Annotated in this window: 19 protein-coding genes; all 19 read left to right on the forward strand. The window is 39.5% G+C overall.

The annotated features are described in order from the left end of the window. Positions 1–18: 18 nt before the first annotated feature. The 19 genes from rplN to E4T79_RS07770 all read left to right on the forward strand — a co-directional run bounded on the left by rplN (position 19) and on the right by E4T79_RS07770 (position 11,494). A complete protein-coding gene (gene rplN, locus E4T79_RS07675; RefSeq protein ID WP_067087623.1) occupies positions 19–387 on the forward strand; it encodes a 50S ribosomal protein L14 in 369 nt (122 codons plus the stop codon). Between the two features lie 74 nt (positions 388–461). Further along, on the forward strand, positions 462–767 hold the full coding sequence (rplX, locus tag E4T79_RS07680; RefSeq protein ID WP_075105557.1) for a 50S ribosomal protein L24: 306 nt from the start codon (positions 462–464) through the stop codon (positions 765–767). 23 nt (positions 768–790) lie between these two features. After that, complete coding sequence (rplE, locus tag E4T79_RS07685; RefSeq protein WP_029176426.1) at positions 791–1,333, forward strand: 50S ribosomal protein L5; 543 nt, start codon at positions 791–793, stop codon at positions 1,331–1,333. Positions 1,334–1,347: 14 nt separating this feature from the next. Beyond that, entirely contained in the window at positions 1,348–1,533 is a 186-nt protein-coding gene (locus E4T79_RS07690; protein WP_002936651.1) for a type Z 30S ribosomal protein S14, read from the forward strand. A gap of 281 nt (positions 1,534–1,814) precedes the next feature. Next, positions 1,815–2,213 carry a 30S ribosomal protein S8 gene (rpsH, locus tag E4T79_RS07695; protein ID WP_075099715.1) on the forward strand — a complete coding sequence of 133 codons (399 nt, stop codon included), beginning with the start codon at positions 1,815–1,817 and terminating at the stop codon, positions 2,211–2,213. A gap of 509 nt (positions 2,214–2,722) precedes the next feature. Next, positions 2,723–3,259: a 50S ribosomal protein L6 gene (gene rplF, locus E4T79_RS07705; protein WP_135029178.1), complete on the forward strand. Its 537-nt coding sequence runs from the start codon at positions 2,723–2,725 to the stop codon at positions 3,257–3,259. Between the two features lie 87 nt (positions 3,260–3,346). Beyond that, a complete protein-coding gene (gene rplR / locus E4T79_RS07710) occupies positions 3,347–3,703 on the forward strand; it encodes a 50S ribosomal protein L18 (RefSeq protein WP_067087634.1) in 357 nt (118 codons plus the stop codon). A gap of 18 nt (positions 3,704–3,721) precedes the next feature. Further along, positions 3,722–4,216: a 30S ribosomal protein S5 gene (gene rpsE, locus E4T79_RS07715; RefSeq protein ID WP_135029180.1), complete on the forward strand. Its 495-nt coding sequence runs from the start codon at positions 3,722–3,724 to the stop codon at positions 4,214–4,216. 13 nt (positions 4,217–4,229) lie between these two features. Next, on the forward strand, positions 4,230–4,412 hold the full coding sequence (gene rpmD, locus E4T79_RS07720) for a 50S ribosomal protein L30 (protein ID WP_075099711.1): 183 nt from the start codon (positions 4,230–4,232) through the stop codon (positions 4,410–4,412). Positions 4,413–4,569: 157 nt separating this feature from the next. Then, the gene (rplO, locus tag E4T79_RS07725; protein ID WP_135029182.1) at positions 4,570–5,010 is read left to right on the forward strand and encodes a 50S ribosomal protein L15; all 441 of its coding nucleotides are present in this window, start codon (positions 4,570–4,572) and stop codon (positions 5,008–5,010) included. Between the two features lie 12 nt (positions 5,011–5,022). Further along, entirely contained in the window at positions 5,023–6,360 is a 1,338-nt protein-coding gene (secY, locus tag E4T79_RS07730) for a preprotein translocase subunit SecY (protein WP_135029184.1), read from the forward strand. Between the two features lie 184 nt (positions 6,361–6,544). Then, complete coding sequence (locus E4T79_RS07735; RefSeq protein ID WP_135029186.1) at positions 6,545–7,186, forward strand: adenylate kinase; 642 nt, start codon at positions 6,545–6,547, stop codon at positions 7,184–7,186. Positions 7,187–7,306: 120 nt separating this feature from the next. Further along, on the forward strand, positions 7,307–7,525 hold the full coding sequence (infA, locus tag E4T79_RS07740; protein WP_002936627.1) for a translation initiation factor IF-1: 219 nt from the start codon (positions 7,307–7,309) through the stop codon (positions 7,523–7,525). A 24-nt stretch (positions 7,526–7,549) separates the two neighbouring features. Then, positions 7,550–7,666, forward strand: a complete 117-nt coding sequence (rpmJ, locus tag E4T79_RS07745) for a 50S ribosomal protein L36 (RefSeq protein WP_001808836.1) — start codon at positions 7,550–7,552, stop codon at positions 7,664–7,666. A gap of 17 nt (positions 7,667–7,683) precedes the next feature. Further along, the gene (gene rpsM / locus E4T79_RS07750) at positions 7,684–8,049 is read left to right on the forward strand and encodes a 30S ribosomal protein S13 (RefSeq protein ID WP_002936622.1); all 366 of its coding nucleotides are present in this window, start codon (positions 7,684–7,686) and stop codon (positions 8,047–8,049) included. A gap of 17 nt (positions 8,050–8,066) precedes the next feature. Beyond that, on the forward strand, positions 8,067–8,450 hold the full coding sequence (rpsK, locus tag E4T79_RS07755; RefSeq protein WP_004195509.1) for a 30S ribosomal protein S11: 384 nt from the start codon (positions 8,067–8,069) through the stop codon (positions 8,448–8,450). Positions 8,451–8,493: 43 nt separating this feature from the next. Beyond that, on the forward strand, positions 8,494–9,432 hold the full coding sequence (locus E4T79_RS07760; protein ID WP_135029188.1) for a DNA-directed RNA polymerase subunit alpha: 939 nt from the start codon (positions 8,494–8,496) through the stop codon (positions 9,430–9,432). A gap of 12 nt (positions 9,433–9,444) precedes the next feature. Next, positions 9,445–9,831 (forward strand): 50S ribosomal protein L17, encoded by a 387-nt coding sequence (gene rplQ, locus E4T79_RS07765; RefSeq protein WP_000331493.1) that lies wholly within the window; start codon positions 9,445–9,447, stop codon positions 9,829–9,831. Between the two features lie 1,183 nt (positions 9,832–11,014). Beyond that, positions 11,015–11,494, forward strand: coding sequence for a sigma-70 family RNA polymerase sigma factor (locus E4T79_RS07770; RefSeq protein WP_135029190.1), 480 nt, complete (start codon positions 11,015–11,017; stop codon positions 11,492–11,494). Positions 11,495–11,710 lie beyond the last annotated feature (216 nt).

Below are 11,710 nucleotides of genomic sequence, written 5' to 3' on the forward strand. Positions count from 1 at the left end.
TGAAAGGAGAAAACTTACATGATTCAAACAGAAACTCGTTTGAAAGTTGCTGATAACAGTGGCGCACGTGAAATCTTGACAATCAAAGTTCTTGGTGGTTCAAAACGTAAATCTGCAAACATCGGCGACATCATCGTTGCTTCAGTAAAACAAGCTACTCCTGGTGGTGCGGTTAAAAAAGGTGACGTCGTGAAAGCCGTTATCGTTCGTACTAAGACAGGTGCTCGTCGTGCCGATGGTTCGTATATCAAATTCGATGAGAATGCTGCAGTTATTATCCGTGAAGATAAAACACCTCGCGGAACTCGTATCTTTGGTCCAGTTGCACGTGAACTACGTGATGGCGGTTTCATGAAAATCGTTTCATTGGCACCAGAAGTACTTTAACATAAAACAAACGAAGTCCCCTGAAAATTTTTCAGGGTGCCCATCAGGGCGTAAGAAATAATAGGAGAAACTAAATGTTTGTAAAAAAAGGCGATAAGGTTCGCGTAATCGCTGGTAAAGACAAAGGCGTTGAAGCTGTAGTCTTGACAGCACTTCCAAAAGTAAATAAAGTTGTTGTCGAGGGTGTTAACATCGTCAAAAAACATCAAAAACCAAATAACGAAAACCCTCAAGGTGCTATCGTTGAGAAAGAAGCTGCAATCCATGTGTCAAACGTACAAGTTCTTGACAAAAACGGTGTAGCAGGTCGTGTTGGATACAAGTTTGTTGACGGTAAAAAAGTTCGTTACAACAAAAAATCAGGCGAAGTGCTTGATTAATCACGAAGGAAAGGAGAAGTAACATGGCAAATCGCTTAAAAGAAAAATATCTTAATGAAGTAGTTCCTGCTTTGACTGAACAATTTAACTATTCATCAGTTATGGCTGTACCAAAAGTTGATAAGATTGTTTTGAACATGGGTGTTGGTGACGCTGTTTCTAACGCTAAAAATCTTGAAAAAGCTGCTCAAGAATTAGCATTGATTTCAGGTCAAAAACCACTTATCACAAAAGCTAAAAAATCAATCGCCGGCTTCCGTCTTCGTGAAGGGGTTGCAATCGGAGCGAAAGTAACACTTCGTGGCGAACGTATGTATGAATTTTTAGATAAATTGGTATCTGTATCACTTCCACGTGTGCGTGACTTCCATGGTGTTCCAACAAAATCATTTGACGGACGAGGAAACTACACACTTGGTGTGAAAGAGCAATTAATCTTCCCAGAAATCAACTTCGACGATGTTGACAAAACTCGCGGTATGGATATCGTTATTGTTACAACAGCTAACACTGACGAAGAATCACGTGCATTGCTTACTGGCCTAGGTATGCCGTTTGCAAAATAAGAGGGAGAGAATAAATGGCTAAAAAATCAATGATCGCTAAGAACAAACGCCCAGCTAAGTTCTCTACGCAAGCATATACTCGTTGTGAAAAATGTGGACGTCCACATTCAGTTTACCGCAAATTCAAACTTTGCCGTGTATGCTTCCGCGACTTGGCTTACTTAGGTCAAATCCCAGGCGTTACTAAAGCTTCTTGGTAATTTCAAGATGTGAGAGCGTTCAGCAACCAACGCAAAGATAGGAGATTTGACGATGAAGCGTACTTCTAGGAAAATCTATCTTCTTTGCTAAAGTTGTAGCTCGAACTCAATTAAAAGCATGATGCAACGGACGCTGAAAATCCGTATGAAAATAGGAGCCTGACGTGGAGTTTTGAAAACATTCCAGAAAGGCTATCTTTTTCACTAGGATTTTAGTCCGTGCTATCATTATTAACTAGCAAGTGAAAACTTCAAACTACTAGTAAGAGGAGAATTTTAAAATGGTTATGACTGACCCAATTGCAGACTTTTTGACACGCATTCGTAATGCAAACCAAGCAAAACATGAAGTTCTTGAAGTACCTGCATCGAATATCAAAAAAGGAATTGCTACAATTCTTAAAAATGAAGGTTTTGTAAAAAACGTTGAGTTCATTGAAGATGACAAACAAGGCATTGTGCGCGTATTTTTGAAATATGGGCCAAATGGGGAAAAAGTTATCACAAACTTGAAACGTGTATCAAAACCAGGTCTTCGTGTTTACTCAAAACGTGAAGATATTCCTAAAGTTCTTAACGGACTTGGGATTGCAATTATCTCTACGTCAGAAGGTCTTTTGACAGATAAAGAAGCACGTCAAAAGAATGTTGGTGGAGAAGTTATCGCATACGTTTGGTAACATTATGATACTAAGCACGCTAGAAATCAATGTGAAAATAGAGAAATTGATGACGGATCGATGAGCCTAGACAATTTCATCTTTTTCACACAGGGCTCCGTGTGAGTTCAAACCGGATTGCTTGGTTTGAAAGTATCGGTGCATTTTAGTCCGTGCTCAAATTACAAGATGTGAGAGCATTAAGTTCAAACTTAAAACTCATGATACAAAGCACGCAAAGAACACAGCGAGATTAGGAAACTGGTGTAGTTTGTCTATTTTGCACAGTTCTTCGTGCGTGTTCAAATCAGATTTACTGGTTATTTGGAATCATGGAACCAAACAAGAACAAGATATACTAATTGAACATGCCTACAACTCTTTGAAAACAGAAAAACTTTCCCTGGATGCGATTGCATCGGCAGTCGAGTGTTCTATTTTTCTTCGAGTTGCTTAACGGCTTTGTATCTTGTTCCCCCCGTGAAAACTGGTCGTATTCGGCCTGACAATTTAACAGGAGAAATAAAAATATGTCACGTATTGGTAATAAAGTTATTACACTACCTGCTGGCGTTGAGCTTTTGCAAAATAACGGTGTAGTAACGGTAAAAGGACCTAAAGGGGAATTGACTCGTGAATTCCCAACTGCTATTGAAATCCGTGTGGAAGGTACGGAAGTAACTCTTCACCGTCCAAACGATTCAAAAGAAATGAAGACTATTCACGGTACAAGCCGTGCCAACCTCAACAACATGGTTGTTGGTGTTTCTGAAGGCTTCAAAAAAGAACTTGAAATGCGTGGTGTCGGTTATCGTGCGCAACTTGCAGGTAACAAATTGACACTTGCTGTTGGTAAATCACATCCTGATGAAGTGATTGCACCAGAGGGTATTACATTTGAAGTTCCTGCACCAACACAAATCATCGTGTCTGGTATCAACAAAGAAGTTGTTGGTCAAACAGCAGCTTATATCCGTAGCCTTCGTGCTCCTGAGCCATATAAAGGTAAAGGTATCCGTTATGTCGGTGAATTTGTTCGCCGTAAAGAAGGTAAAACAGGTAAATAATAATGTTTACGGGTGGTGTTTCCACATCGTACATTATATTCCAACATATCTCATACAGGTATGATTAATAATTAAGAGGTGAAAATTGTGATTTCAAAACCAGATAAAAATAAAATCCGCCAAAAACGCCATCGTCGTGTTCGCGGTAAAATCTCTGGAACTGCTGCTCGCCCACGTTTGAACATTTTCCGTTCTAATACAGGCATCTACGCTCAAGTGATTGATGACGTAGCGGGTGTAACGCTCGCAAGCGCTTCTACTCTTGATAAAGAAGTTTCAAAAGGTACTAAGACAGAACAAGCCGTTGTTGTAGGTAAACTCGTTGCTGAACGCGCAGTAGCGAAAGGTATTTCTGAAGTGGTCTTTGACCGCGGTGGATATCTCTATCACGGACGTGTGAAAGCATTGGCTGAAGCAGCTCGTGAAAACGGATTGAAATTCTAATAGGGAGGACACTAAGAAATGGCATTTAAAGATAACGCAGTTGAATTTGAAGAACGCGTAGTAGCCATCAACCGTGTTACAAAGGTTGTTAAAGGTGGACGTCGTCTTCGCTTTGCAGCTCTTGTGGTTGTTGGTGACCGTAATGGTCGTGTAGGTTTCGGTACTGGTAAAGCACAAGAAGTACCAGAAGCTATCCGTAAGGCAGTTGAATCTGCTAAGAAAAACTTGATTGAAGTACCAATGGTTGGTACAACTATTCCTCACGAAGTTCGTTCAGAATTTGGTGGAGCCCGCATTATGTTGAAACCAGCTGCAGAAGGAACTGGAGTTGCTGCAGGTGGTGCTACTCGTGCGGTTATTGAGTTGGCAGGTGTCGCTGATGTGACATCTAAGTCACTTGGTTCAAACACACCAATCAACATTGTTCGTGCAACAGTTGAAGGCTTGAAGCAATTGAAACGTGCTGAAGAAGTAGCTGCACTTCGTGGCATTTCAGTTTCTGATTTAGCATAAGAAAGGGGATAACATGGCTCAAATTAAAATTACTTTGACTAAGTCTCCAATCGGTCGCAAACCAGAACAACGTAAGACAGTTGTTGCCCTTGGACTTGGCAAATTAAACAGTTCAGTTATCAAAGAAGATAACGCTGCTATTCTTGGGATGGTCAATGCAATCTCTCACTTGGTAACTGTTGAAGAAGTAAAATAGGAAACAAGACGAAACGTCACGTTCCAAATTAAACACATGACGAAGTCGCTCAGAGGAATCTTTGCGACTTACTGTCGATTTTGTATAGGCGAGTTTTTAGGTTGAGGCCTTACCCAACCTAAAGGCGCTAGCATTTTACACATAAGGAGAAGAATAAATGAAACTTCATGAATTACAACCTGCTACAGGATCTCGTAAAACTCGCAACCGCGTTGGTCGTGGTACCTCATCAGGTAACGGTAAAACTTCGGGTCGTGGTCAAAAAGGTCAAAAGGCTCGTAGCGGTGGTGGCGTGCGTTTAGGGTTTGAGGGTGGACAAACTCCATTGTTCCGTCGTCTTCCAAAACGTGGATTCACAAATATCAACGCAAAAGAATATGCGATTGTTAACCTTGATCAGTTGAATGTTTTTGAAGATGGCGCAGAAGTAACACCGGTTGTGCTTGTTGAATCTGGTATCGTCAAAGCTGAGAAATCAGGGATCAAAATCCTTGGTAATGGTGAATTGACGAAAAAATTAACTGTGAAAGCAGCGAAATTTTCTAAATCAGCTGAAGAAGCTATCACTGCCAAAGGTGGTTCAGTAGAAGTCATCTAAGAGAGGTGACCTATGTTTTTTAAACTATTAAAAGATGCATTTAAGGTGAAGAATGTTCGTACAAAAATCTTGTTCACGATTTTTATCTTATTTGTATTTCGTATGGGAACTCACATTACAGTTCCAGGAGTGAACGTTAAAAGTCTTGAAGCCTTATCAAGTATTCCATTTTTGAATATGTTGAGTCTGGTTTCAGGGAATGCAATGCGTAATTTCTCAATCTTTGCATTAGGTGTAAGTCCATATATCACTGCTTCGATTATTGTTCAGTTGATGCAGATGGATCTCGTTCCTAAATTTGTGGAATGGGGTAAGCAAGGGGAAGTTGGGCGTCGTAAGCTGAATCAAGCAACACGCTATATTTCCTTGGCTTTGGCTTTTGTCCAGTCAGTCGGAATTACTGCAAGTTTTAATGCCTTGTCAGGTGCCCAGCTGACAACCATGCCTCTAAATTGGAAAACCTATCTTGTCATTGGAGTAATTTTGACAACCGGTTCAGCTATTGTGACCTGGTTAGGAGAACAAATTACGGATAAAGGATATGGCAATGGAACTTCCATGATTATCTTTGCTGGAATTATTTCGTCGTTACCAGATACACTTCACGATATCTATATTGATCGCTTTGTCAACATCGAATCAAGTCGTTTGGGAGAATCTGCGCTGTTAGTCGGTGTATTGTTGGTAGCTGTTTTAGGAATTGTTTATTTTACAACCTTTGTACAACAAGCAGAGTATAAAATTCCAATCCAATACACCAAGCGCGCTCAAGGTGCACCGACAAGTTCGTATTTGCCACTTAAATTAAATCCAGCAGGTGTTATTCCAGTCATCTTTGCAGGATCAATCACAGCTATTCCGACATCTCTGCTCCAATTTTTTGCGAGCCAGAACAAGAATATTTCTTGGCTATCAAATATTCGAGAATACTTTGATTACTCTACAATCAAAGGGATGATTGTTTATGCTGTATTGATTATTCTCTTTACTTTCTTCTATAGCTTCGTTCAGGTGAATCCAGAAAAAGCTGCAGAGAATCTTCAGAAGAGTGGAGCTTATATCCATGGAGTGCGTCCAGGTAAAGGGACAGAAGAATACTTTTCAAAATTATTGATGCGCCTTGCGACAGTTGGATCTCTATTCCTAGGATTTGTTGCATTGTTACCAATTCTTGCGCAAAATGTCTTTGGACTTACCTCAAAAATTGCCTTTCTCGGTACAAGTTTGATTATTGTCATTATGACAAGTATTGAGGGAATCAAGCAATTAGAGGGTTACTTGCTTAAGAGAAAGTATGTTGGATTCATGGAAACAGAAATAGAGGGCAAAACCAAAATTGCGACTTTGTAGAAATTGATTTTGCATACTGTTGACGAAGTTTATAGAATGATTGAGCTATCAACGTTCTATGGACATTTGTGGATGATAATAAAAATAGGAAGCTGAGCACATTTTGCCCAGCCTCTCTATTTTGTTTTTTGATAAGTTTGTCAATCGTGGCAAATTTATGTGAAAACAAAATAAGGAGTTTATCATGAATCTTTTAATTATGGGTTTGCCAGGTGCTGGTAAAGGAACGCAGGCCGCAAAAATTGTTGAAAAATTTGACATTGTGCATATTTCAACAGGTGATATGTTCCGTGCAGCAATAGCAAATCAGACAGAGATGGGTTTGTTGGCAAAATCCTATATGGATAAAGGCGATTTGGTACCTGATGAAGTGACGAATGGTATTGTCAGAGAGCGTTTGGCACAAGGTGATATCAAGGAAAAAGGGTTCTTATTGGACGGCTATCCTCGTACCATTGAGCAGGCGCACGCTTTGGACCAATCTTTGAAAAATCTTGGGATTGAGCTTGACGGAGTTATCAATATTGAGATTGAAGCAGCTAAATTAGTAGAGCGTCTCAGCGGACGAATTATTCATCGCAAAACAGGAGAAACGTTCCATAAGATTTTTAACCCACCTGCAGCAGGGTACGATGAAAAAGATTACTACCAACGCGAAGATGACAAACCAGAATCTGTTAAACATCGCTTAGAAGTCAATATTGCTCAAGGTCAACCAATTATTGAACACTATCGTGCCATAGGTTTAGTACATGATATTGAAGGTGATCAAGACATCGAAGTCGTCTTTGCGGATATTGAAAAAGTTCTAGCAAAATTGCAATAAAATAGGGAATTTAGCTTGCGTTTTCTTGCTGAAAATGATAGAATAGCTTAGTCTGACTTATAATTGTTACCTCTGTGTTCAGAGGACATCAAATCGAAATTTAGAGGGGGATACTTTTGCATGGCAAAAGAAGATGTGATTGAAATTGAAGGTAAGGTAGTTGATACCATGCCAAATGCTATGTTTACTGTTGAATTAGAAAATGGACACCAAGTTCTTGCAACTGTTTCAGGAAAAATCCGCAAAAACTATATTCGCATTTTAGTGGGTGATCGCGTAACGGTTGAACTCAGTCCATACGATTTGACACGTGGACGTATCACATACCGCTTTAAATAGTCGAAATACTTGGAGGGATTAAACATGAAAGTAAGACCATCGGTCAAACCAATTTGCGAATATTGTAAAGTTATTCGTCGTAATGGTCGTGTTATGGTAATTTGCCCAGCAAATCCAAAACACAAACAACGTCAAGGATAAGATAGAAAGGAGAAAAAATGGCTCGTATTGCTGGAGTTGATATTCCAAACGACAAACGTGTAGTTATTTCATTGACTTACGTATACGGTATCGGTCTTGCAACATCTAAAAAAATTCTTGCAGCAGCTGGAATCTCAGAAGATGTTCGCGTCAAAGATTTGACTTCTGATCAAGAAGATGCAATCCGTCGTGAAGTAGATGCGATTAAAGTTGAGGGTGATCTTCGTCGTGAAGTAAACTTGAACATTAAACGTTTGATGGAAATCGGTTCATACCGTGGAATTCGTCACCGTCGTGGACTTCCTGTCCGTGGACAAAACACTAAAAACAACGCTCGCACTCGTAAAGGTAAAGCTGTTGCGATTGCAGGTAAGAAAAAATAAAATAGGAGGTAGAAAAATTGGCTAAACCAACACGTAAGCGTCGTGTGAAAAAAAATATCGAATCTGGTATTGCACACATTCACGCTACATTTAATAACACGATTGTTATGATTACTGATGTGCATGGTAATGCGATTGCTTGGTCATCAGCTGGTGCTCTTGGTTTTAAAGGTTCTCGTAAATCCACACCATTTGCGGCTCAAATGGCTTCAGAAGCAGCTGCTAAATCTGCACAAGAACACGGTCTTAAAACAGTTGAAGTTACAGTAAAAGGTCCAGGTTCAGGTCGTGAGTCGGCTATCCGCGCTCTTGCAGCAGCTGGTCTTGAAGTAACAGCAATTCGTGATGTGACTCCTGTACCACACAATGGTGCTCGTCCTCCAAAACGTCGCCGTGTATAATCAACTAACGATACACTGCTTTTCGTTTAAGAGGGAGTAAGAAATGATTGAGTTTGAAAAACCAACTATAACAAAAATTGATGAAAATAAAGATTACGGCAGATTTGTTGTGGAACCATTAGAACGTGGTTATGGAACAACTCTTGGGAATTCACTTCGTCGTGTACTCCTTGCTTCACTACCGGGTGCAGCAGTAACGTCTATTAGAATTGACGGTGTACTACACGAGTTCGACACAGTTCCAGGTGTCCGTGAAGATGTCATGCAAATTATTTTGAACATCAAAGGCATTGCTGTAAAATCTTATGTCGAAGACGAAAAGACGATAGAACTTGATGTTACAGGTCCAGCGGAAATTACTGCAGGAGATATCTTGACAGATAGTGATATTGAAATTGTTAACCCAGACCATTATCTCTTTACAATCAGTGAGGGTGCCAGCTTTAAAGCAATCATGACTGTGAATGTAGGTCGTGGATATGTGCCGGCTGAAGGAAATAAAAAAGATGATGCGCCAGTAGGAACACTTGCAGTAGATTCTATCTACACGCCAGTAAAGAAAGTCAATTATCAAGTTGAACCAGCTCGTGTTGGTAGCAATGACGGTTTTGACAAATTAACACTTGAAATCATGACTAACGGAACAATCATTCCAGAAGATGCTTTAGGACTTTCTGCACGTATTTTGATGGAGCACTTAGGTCTATTTACTGATTTGACAGAAGTAGCAAAATCAGCAGAAGTGATGAAAGAAGCTGAAGAAGCATCAGATGATCGTATGTTGGATCGTACGATTGAAGAATTGGACTTGTCTGTTCGTTCATATAACTGTTTGAAACGTGCAGGTATCAATACTGTATTTGATTTAACAGAAAAAACGGAACCAGAAATGATGAAAGTACGCAATCTTGGACGCAAGAGTCTTGAAGAAGTCAAAGTTAAATTGGCTGACCTTGGTTTGGGATTAAAAAAAGATAAATAAAAGGAGGAATACATGGCTTACCGTAAACTAGGACGCACTAGCTCACAACGTAAAGCAATGCTTCGTGACTTGACAACAGATCTTTTGATCAATGAATCAATCGTTACAACTGAAGCTCGTGCAAAAGAAATCCGAAAAACAGTTGAAAAAATGATTACACTTGGTAAACGTGGTGACTTGCACGCTCGTCGTCAAGCAGCAGCATTTGTTCGCAACGAAATTGCATCAGAAAACTATGATGAAGCGACTGATAAATACACATCAACTACAGCTCTTCAAAAATTGTTCTCTGAAATCGCTCCTCGTTATGCAGAACGTAATGGTGGATACACTCGTATCTTAAAAACTGAACCACGTCGTGGTGATGCTGCGCCAATGGCAATCATTGAACTTGTATAAGATCATCAATTTTGTTGAGTGTTATGATGATGGAATGTCAGCACATTCTTAGTCTAGCTCTGGTCTACCGCTGGGTTTTCCCAGCGGGAACACTCATCAGATGTAAAATGCAACACTTGTTTACGAAATCGCTTTGTAGAAAAACGATTCCGCAAGCAGGTGTTTTTTTATGACTCTGTAATATTCTGAAGTGGATAAAAGCACTATGAAGATTACAGAGCCTTTTTTGAGGCTTACTGTTAACTGTAGTGAACGGCTACAAACTGATACTCACCGGCTCAATTTTTCCCTTTTTGTTTCGCCTAGCTGAACGTTGGCTCTACTTTAGGTTTCGAGGAGGCTGGTTCGCTATCTGTACCTGGCAAGCTTTCATAATTCCAGATTGTGAAAGCTTGTCAGATAGAAGATAGTACTTGTTTATCAAGTATAGGATAGGGTTCGTCACAACTCAGTTTACCCTTTTCGAGAATGAACCAATACATGAGTAAGGTAGTTTCTACTTTAGATTTTAGTGCTAGAGCGAAAGTTTCTACTCTAAATCGTTCCAGACTTGAAAAGATTGTTTATTTCGATTGGCTTGTGTAAACGACGGATTGTGGTCGTTTCAAACTAGGGCTTATAGGTCCTATTGCTCATGAGTTGAGAAATTAACTTGATTGATTCCACAATGTACTATTAATTCTGCTTTAACTTTCTTATCCATATAGCCTTTATGTCCGTAAATGACTGGTACGAGACTCCTTTCCAGTCGTTCAAAGAATAAATAGAAGCTGGTGTTTACCACGTCATCTACGGCAGTATCACTCATTTAGACAGTTCTGATAAAAGACTCCTTGACTATAAGTGGTATCGAACCTTCCCAATACCAACGGATTCATGTGTTTTCATTTCTGTTAAAAGGTTCTGTACTATTTTGAAAAACAAAGTGAAACTGGGATACTAGCTTAAAACCAAAGGAGTGTAAGAATGGTTTAGTTACTCAGTATTTAGGACAAAAAAGTCCTTTTTATTTTTTCTTTAATTGGGTATACTTTCTATAAAATATAATATTCTTTTAGTTCTTATTTAATATTAGAAGTAGACATGAGTCTTAAGTATAATTGAAGTTAGGTAAGACGAATGAACAATATCAACAATAGGCGATAGAGTGACTAAATGAACCCTAGAACAAAGGAGGGGAAGTATGGAATTTAAAGAGGTATATACTAAGGTACGACCAATTGTTCAAAAGACACGGCGGGAATATTATGTCAAATTATGGGAAGCAGAAGATTGGGACCAAGAGGGAATGTATATTTTGTATCGCTTGCTGCAACAAGAAGAAGGGATAGTAAAAGATGAGTCACGATTGTTACGATATTTTAAGGTAAAATTTCGCAATTACGTCAATGATATGCTCCGGAAACAAAGTACTCAGAAACGAGGGTTTGACCGTCTACATTACGAAGAAATTGGAGAAATTTCCCATATGGTTAGCAGTGGAGGGCTTGTTACAGATGAATTAGTTTGTCTCCGTGATTCACTAGCACGCTACCGTTCTCAGCTGAGTCCTGATGATTCAAAAATGTATGATACGCTAGTGAGTGGTGCCCGCTTCAAAGGTCGCCAGAGGTTGCTACGCTCTCTTCGTCAACACCTCACAAAGGAGGAGCAGATAGAGTGATAAACATAAACTATCCCCTTGTAAAGTGCTGTAAGATACACTCCAAATTTCAAATTTTAATAAAAAATGAAAAAAAGTAGAAAAAAAAGAAAAAAGTTATTGACAAAGCGAAAATGAGGTGATATACTGATATAGTTGTCGCTTGAGAGAGCAGACAGGAAAGACCTTTGAAAATTAAAGAAGACGAACCAAACGTGCAGGGGTAGTTTGTAGTTG

Source organism: Streptococcus sp. LYSM12 (assembly GCF_004569635.1).
In the GTDB taxonomy this organism is placed as follows: domain Bacteria; phylum Bacillota; class Bacilli; order Lactobacillales; family Streptococcaceae; genus Streptococcus.

What these genes read in the sequence shown, in the direction of transcription:
- rpsE (WP_135029180.1), top strand. Translation starts at nt 3,722, where the DNA reads ATGGCATTTAAAGATAACGCAGTTGAATTTGAAGAACGCGTAGTAGCC.
- rplE (WP_029176426.1), top strand. Translation starts at nt 791, where the DNA reads ATGGCAAATCGCTTAAAAGAAAAATATCTTAATGAAGTAGTTCCTGCT.
- rplF (WP_135029178.1), top strand. Translation starts at nt 2,723, where the DNA reads ATGTCACGTATTGGTAATAAAGTTATTACACTACCTGCTGGCGTTGAG.
- rplX (WP_075105557.1), top strand. Translation starts at nt 462, where the DNA reads ATGTTTGTAAAAAAAGGCGATAAGGTTCGCGTAATCGCTGGTAAAGAC.
- E4T79_RS07690 (WP_002936651.1), top strand. Translation starts at nt 1,348, where the DNA reads ATGGCTAAAAAATCAATGATCGCTAAGAACAAACGCCCAGCTAAGTTC.
- E4T79_RS07735 (WP_135029186.1), top strand. Translation starts at nt 6,545, where the DNA reads ATGAATCTTTTAATTATGGGTTTGCCAGGTGCTGGTAAAGGAACGCAG.
- rpmD (WP_075099711.1), top strand. Translation starts at nt 4,230, where the DNA reads ATGGCTCAAATTAAAATTACTTTGACTAAGTCTCCAATCGGTCGCAAA.
- secY (WP_135029184.1), top strand. Translation starts at nt 5,023, where the DNA reads ATGTTTTTTAAACTATTAAAAGATGCATTTAAGGTGAAGAATGTTCGT.
- rplO (WP_135029182.1), top strand. Translation starts at nt 4,570, where the DNA reads ATGAAACTTCATGAATTACAACCTGCTACAGGATCTCGTAAAACTCGC.
- infA (WP_002936627.1), top strand. Translation starts at nt 7,307, where the DNA reads ATGGCAAAAGAAGATGTGATTGAAATTGAAGGTAAGGTAGTTGATACC.
- rpmJ (WP_001808836.1), top strand. Translation starts at nt 7,550, where the DNA reads ATGAAAGTAAGACCATCGGTCAAACCAATTTGCGAATATTGTAAAGTT.
- rpsH (WP_075099715.1), top strand. Translation starts at nt 1,815, where the DNA reads ATGGTTATGACTGACCCAATTGCAGACTTTTTGACACGCATTCGTAAT.
- rplQ (WP_000331493.1), top strand. Translation starts at nt 9,445, where the DNA reads ATGGCTTACCGTAAACTAGGACGCACTAGCTCACAACGTAAAGCAATG.
- E4T79_RS07760 (WP_135029188.1), top strand. Translation starts at nt 8,494, where the DNA reads ATGATTGAGTTTGAAAAACCAACTATAACAAAAATTGATGAAAATAAA.
- rpsM (WP_002936622.1), top strand. Translation starts at nt 7,684, where the DNA reads ATGGCTCGTATTGCTGGAGTTGATATTCCAAACGACAAACGTGTAGTT.
- rplN (WP_067087623.1), top strand. Translation starts at nt 19, where the DNA reads ATGATTCAAACAGAAACTCGTTTGAAAGTTGCTGATAACAGTGGCGCA.
- E4T79_RS07770 (WP_135029190.1), top strand. Translation starts at nt 11,015, where the DNA reads ATGGAATTTAAAGAGGTATATACTAAGGTACGACCAATTGTTCAAAAG.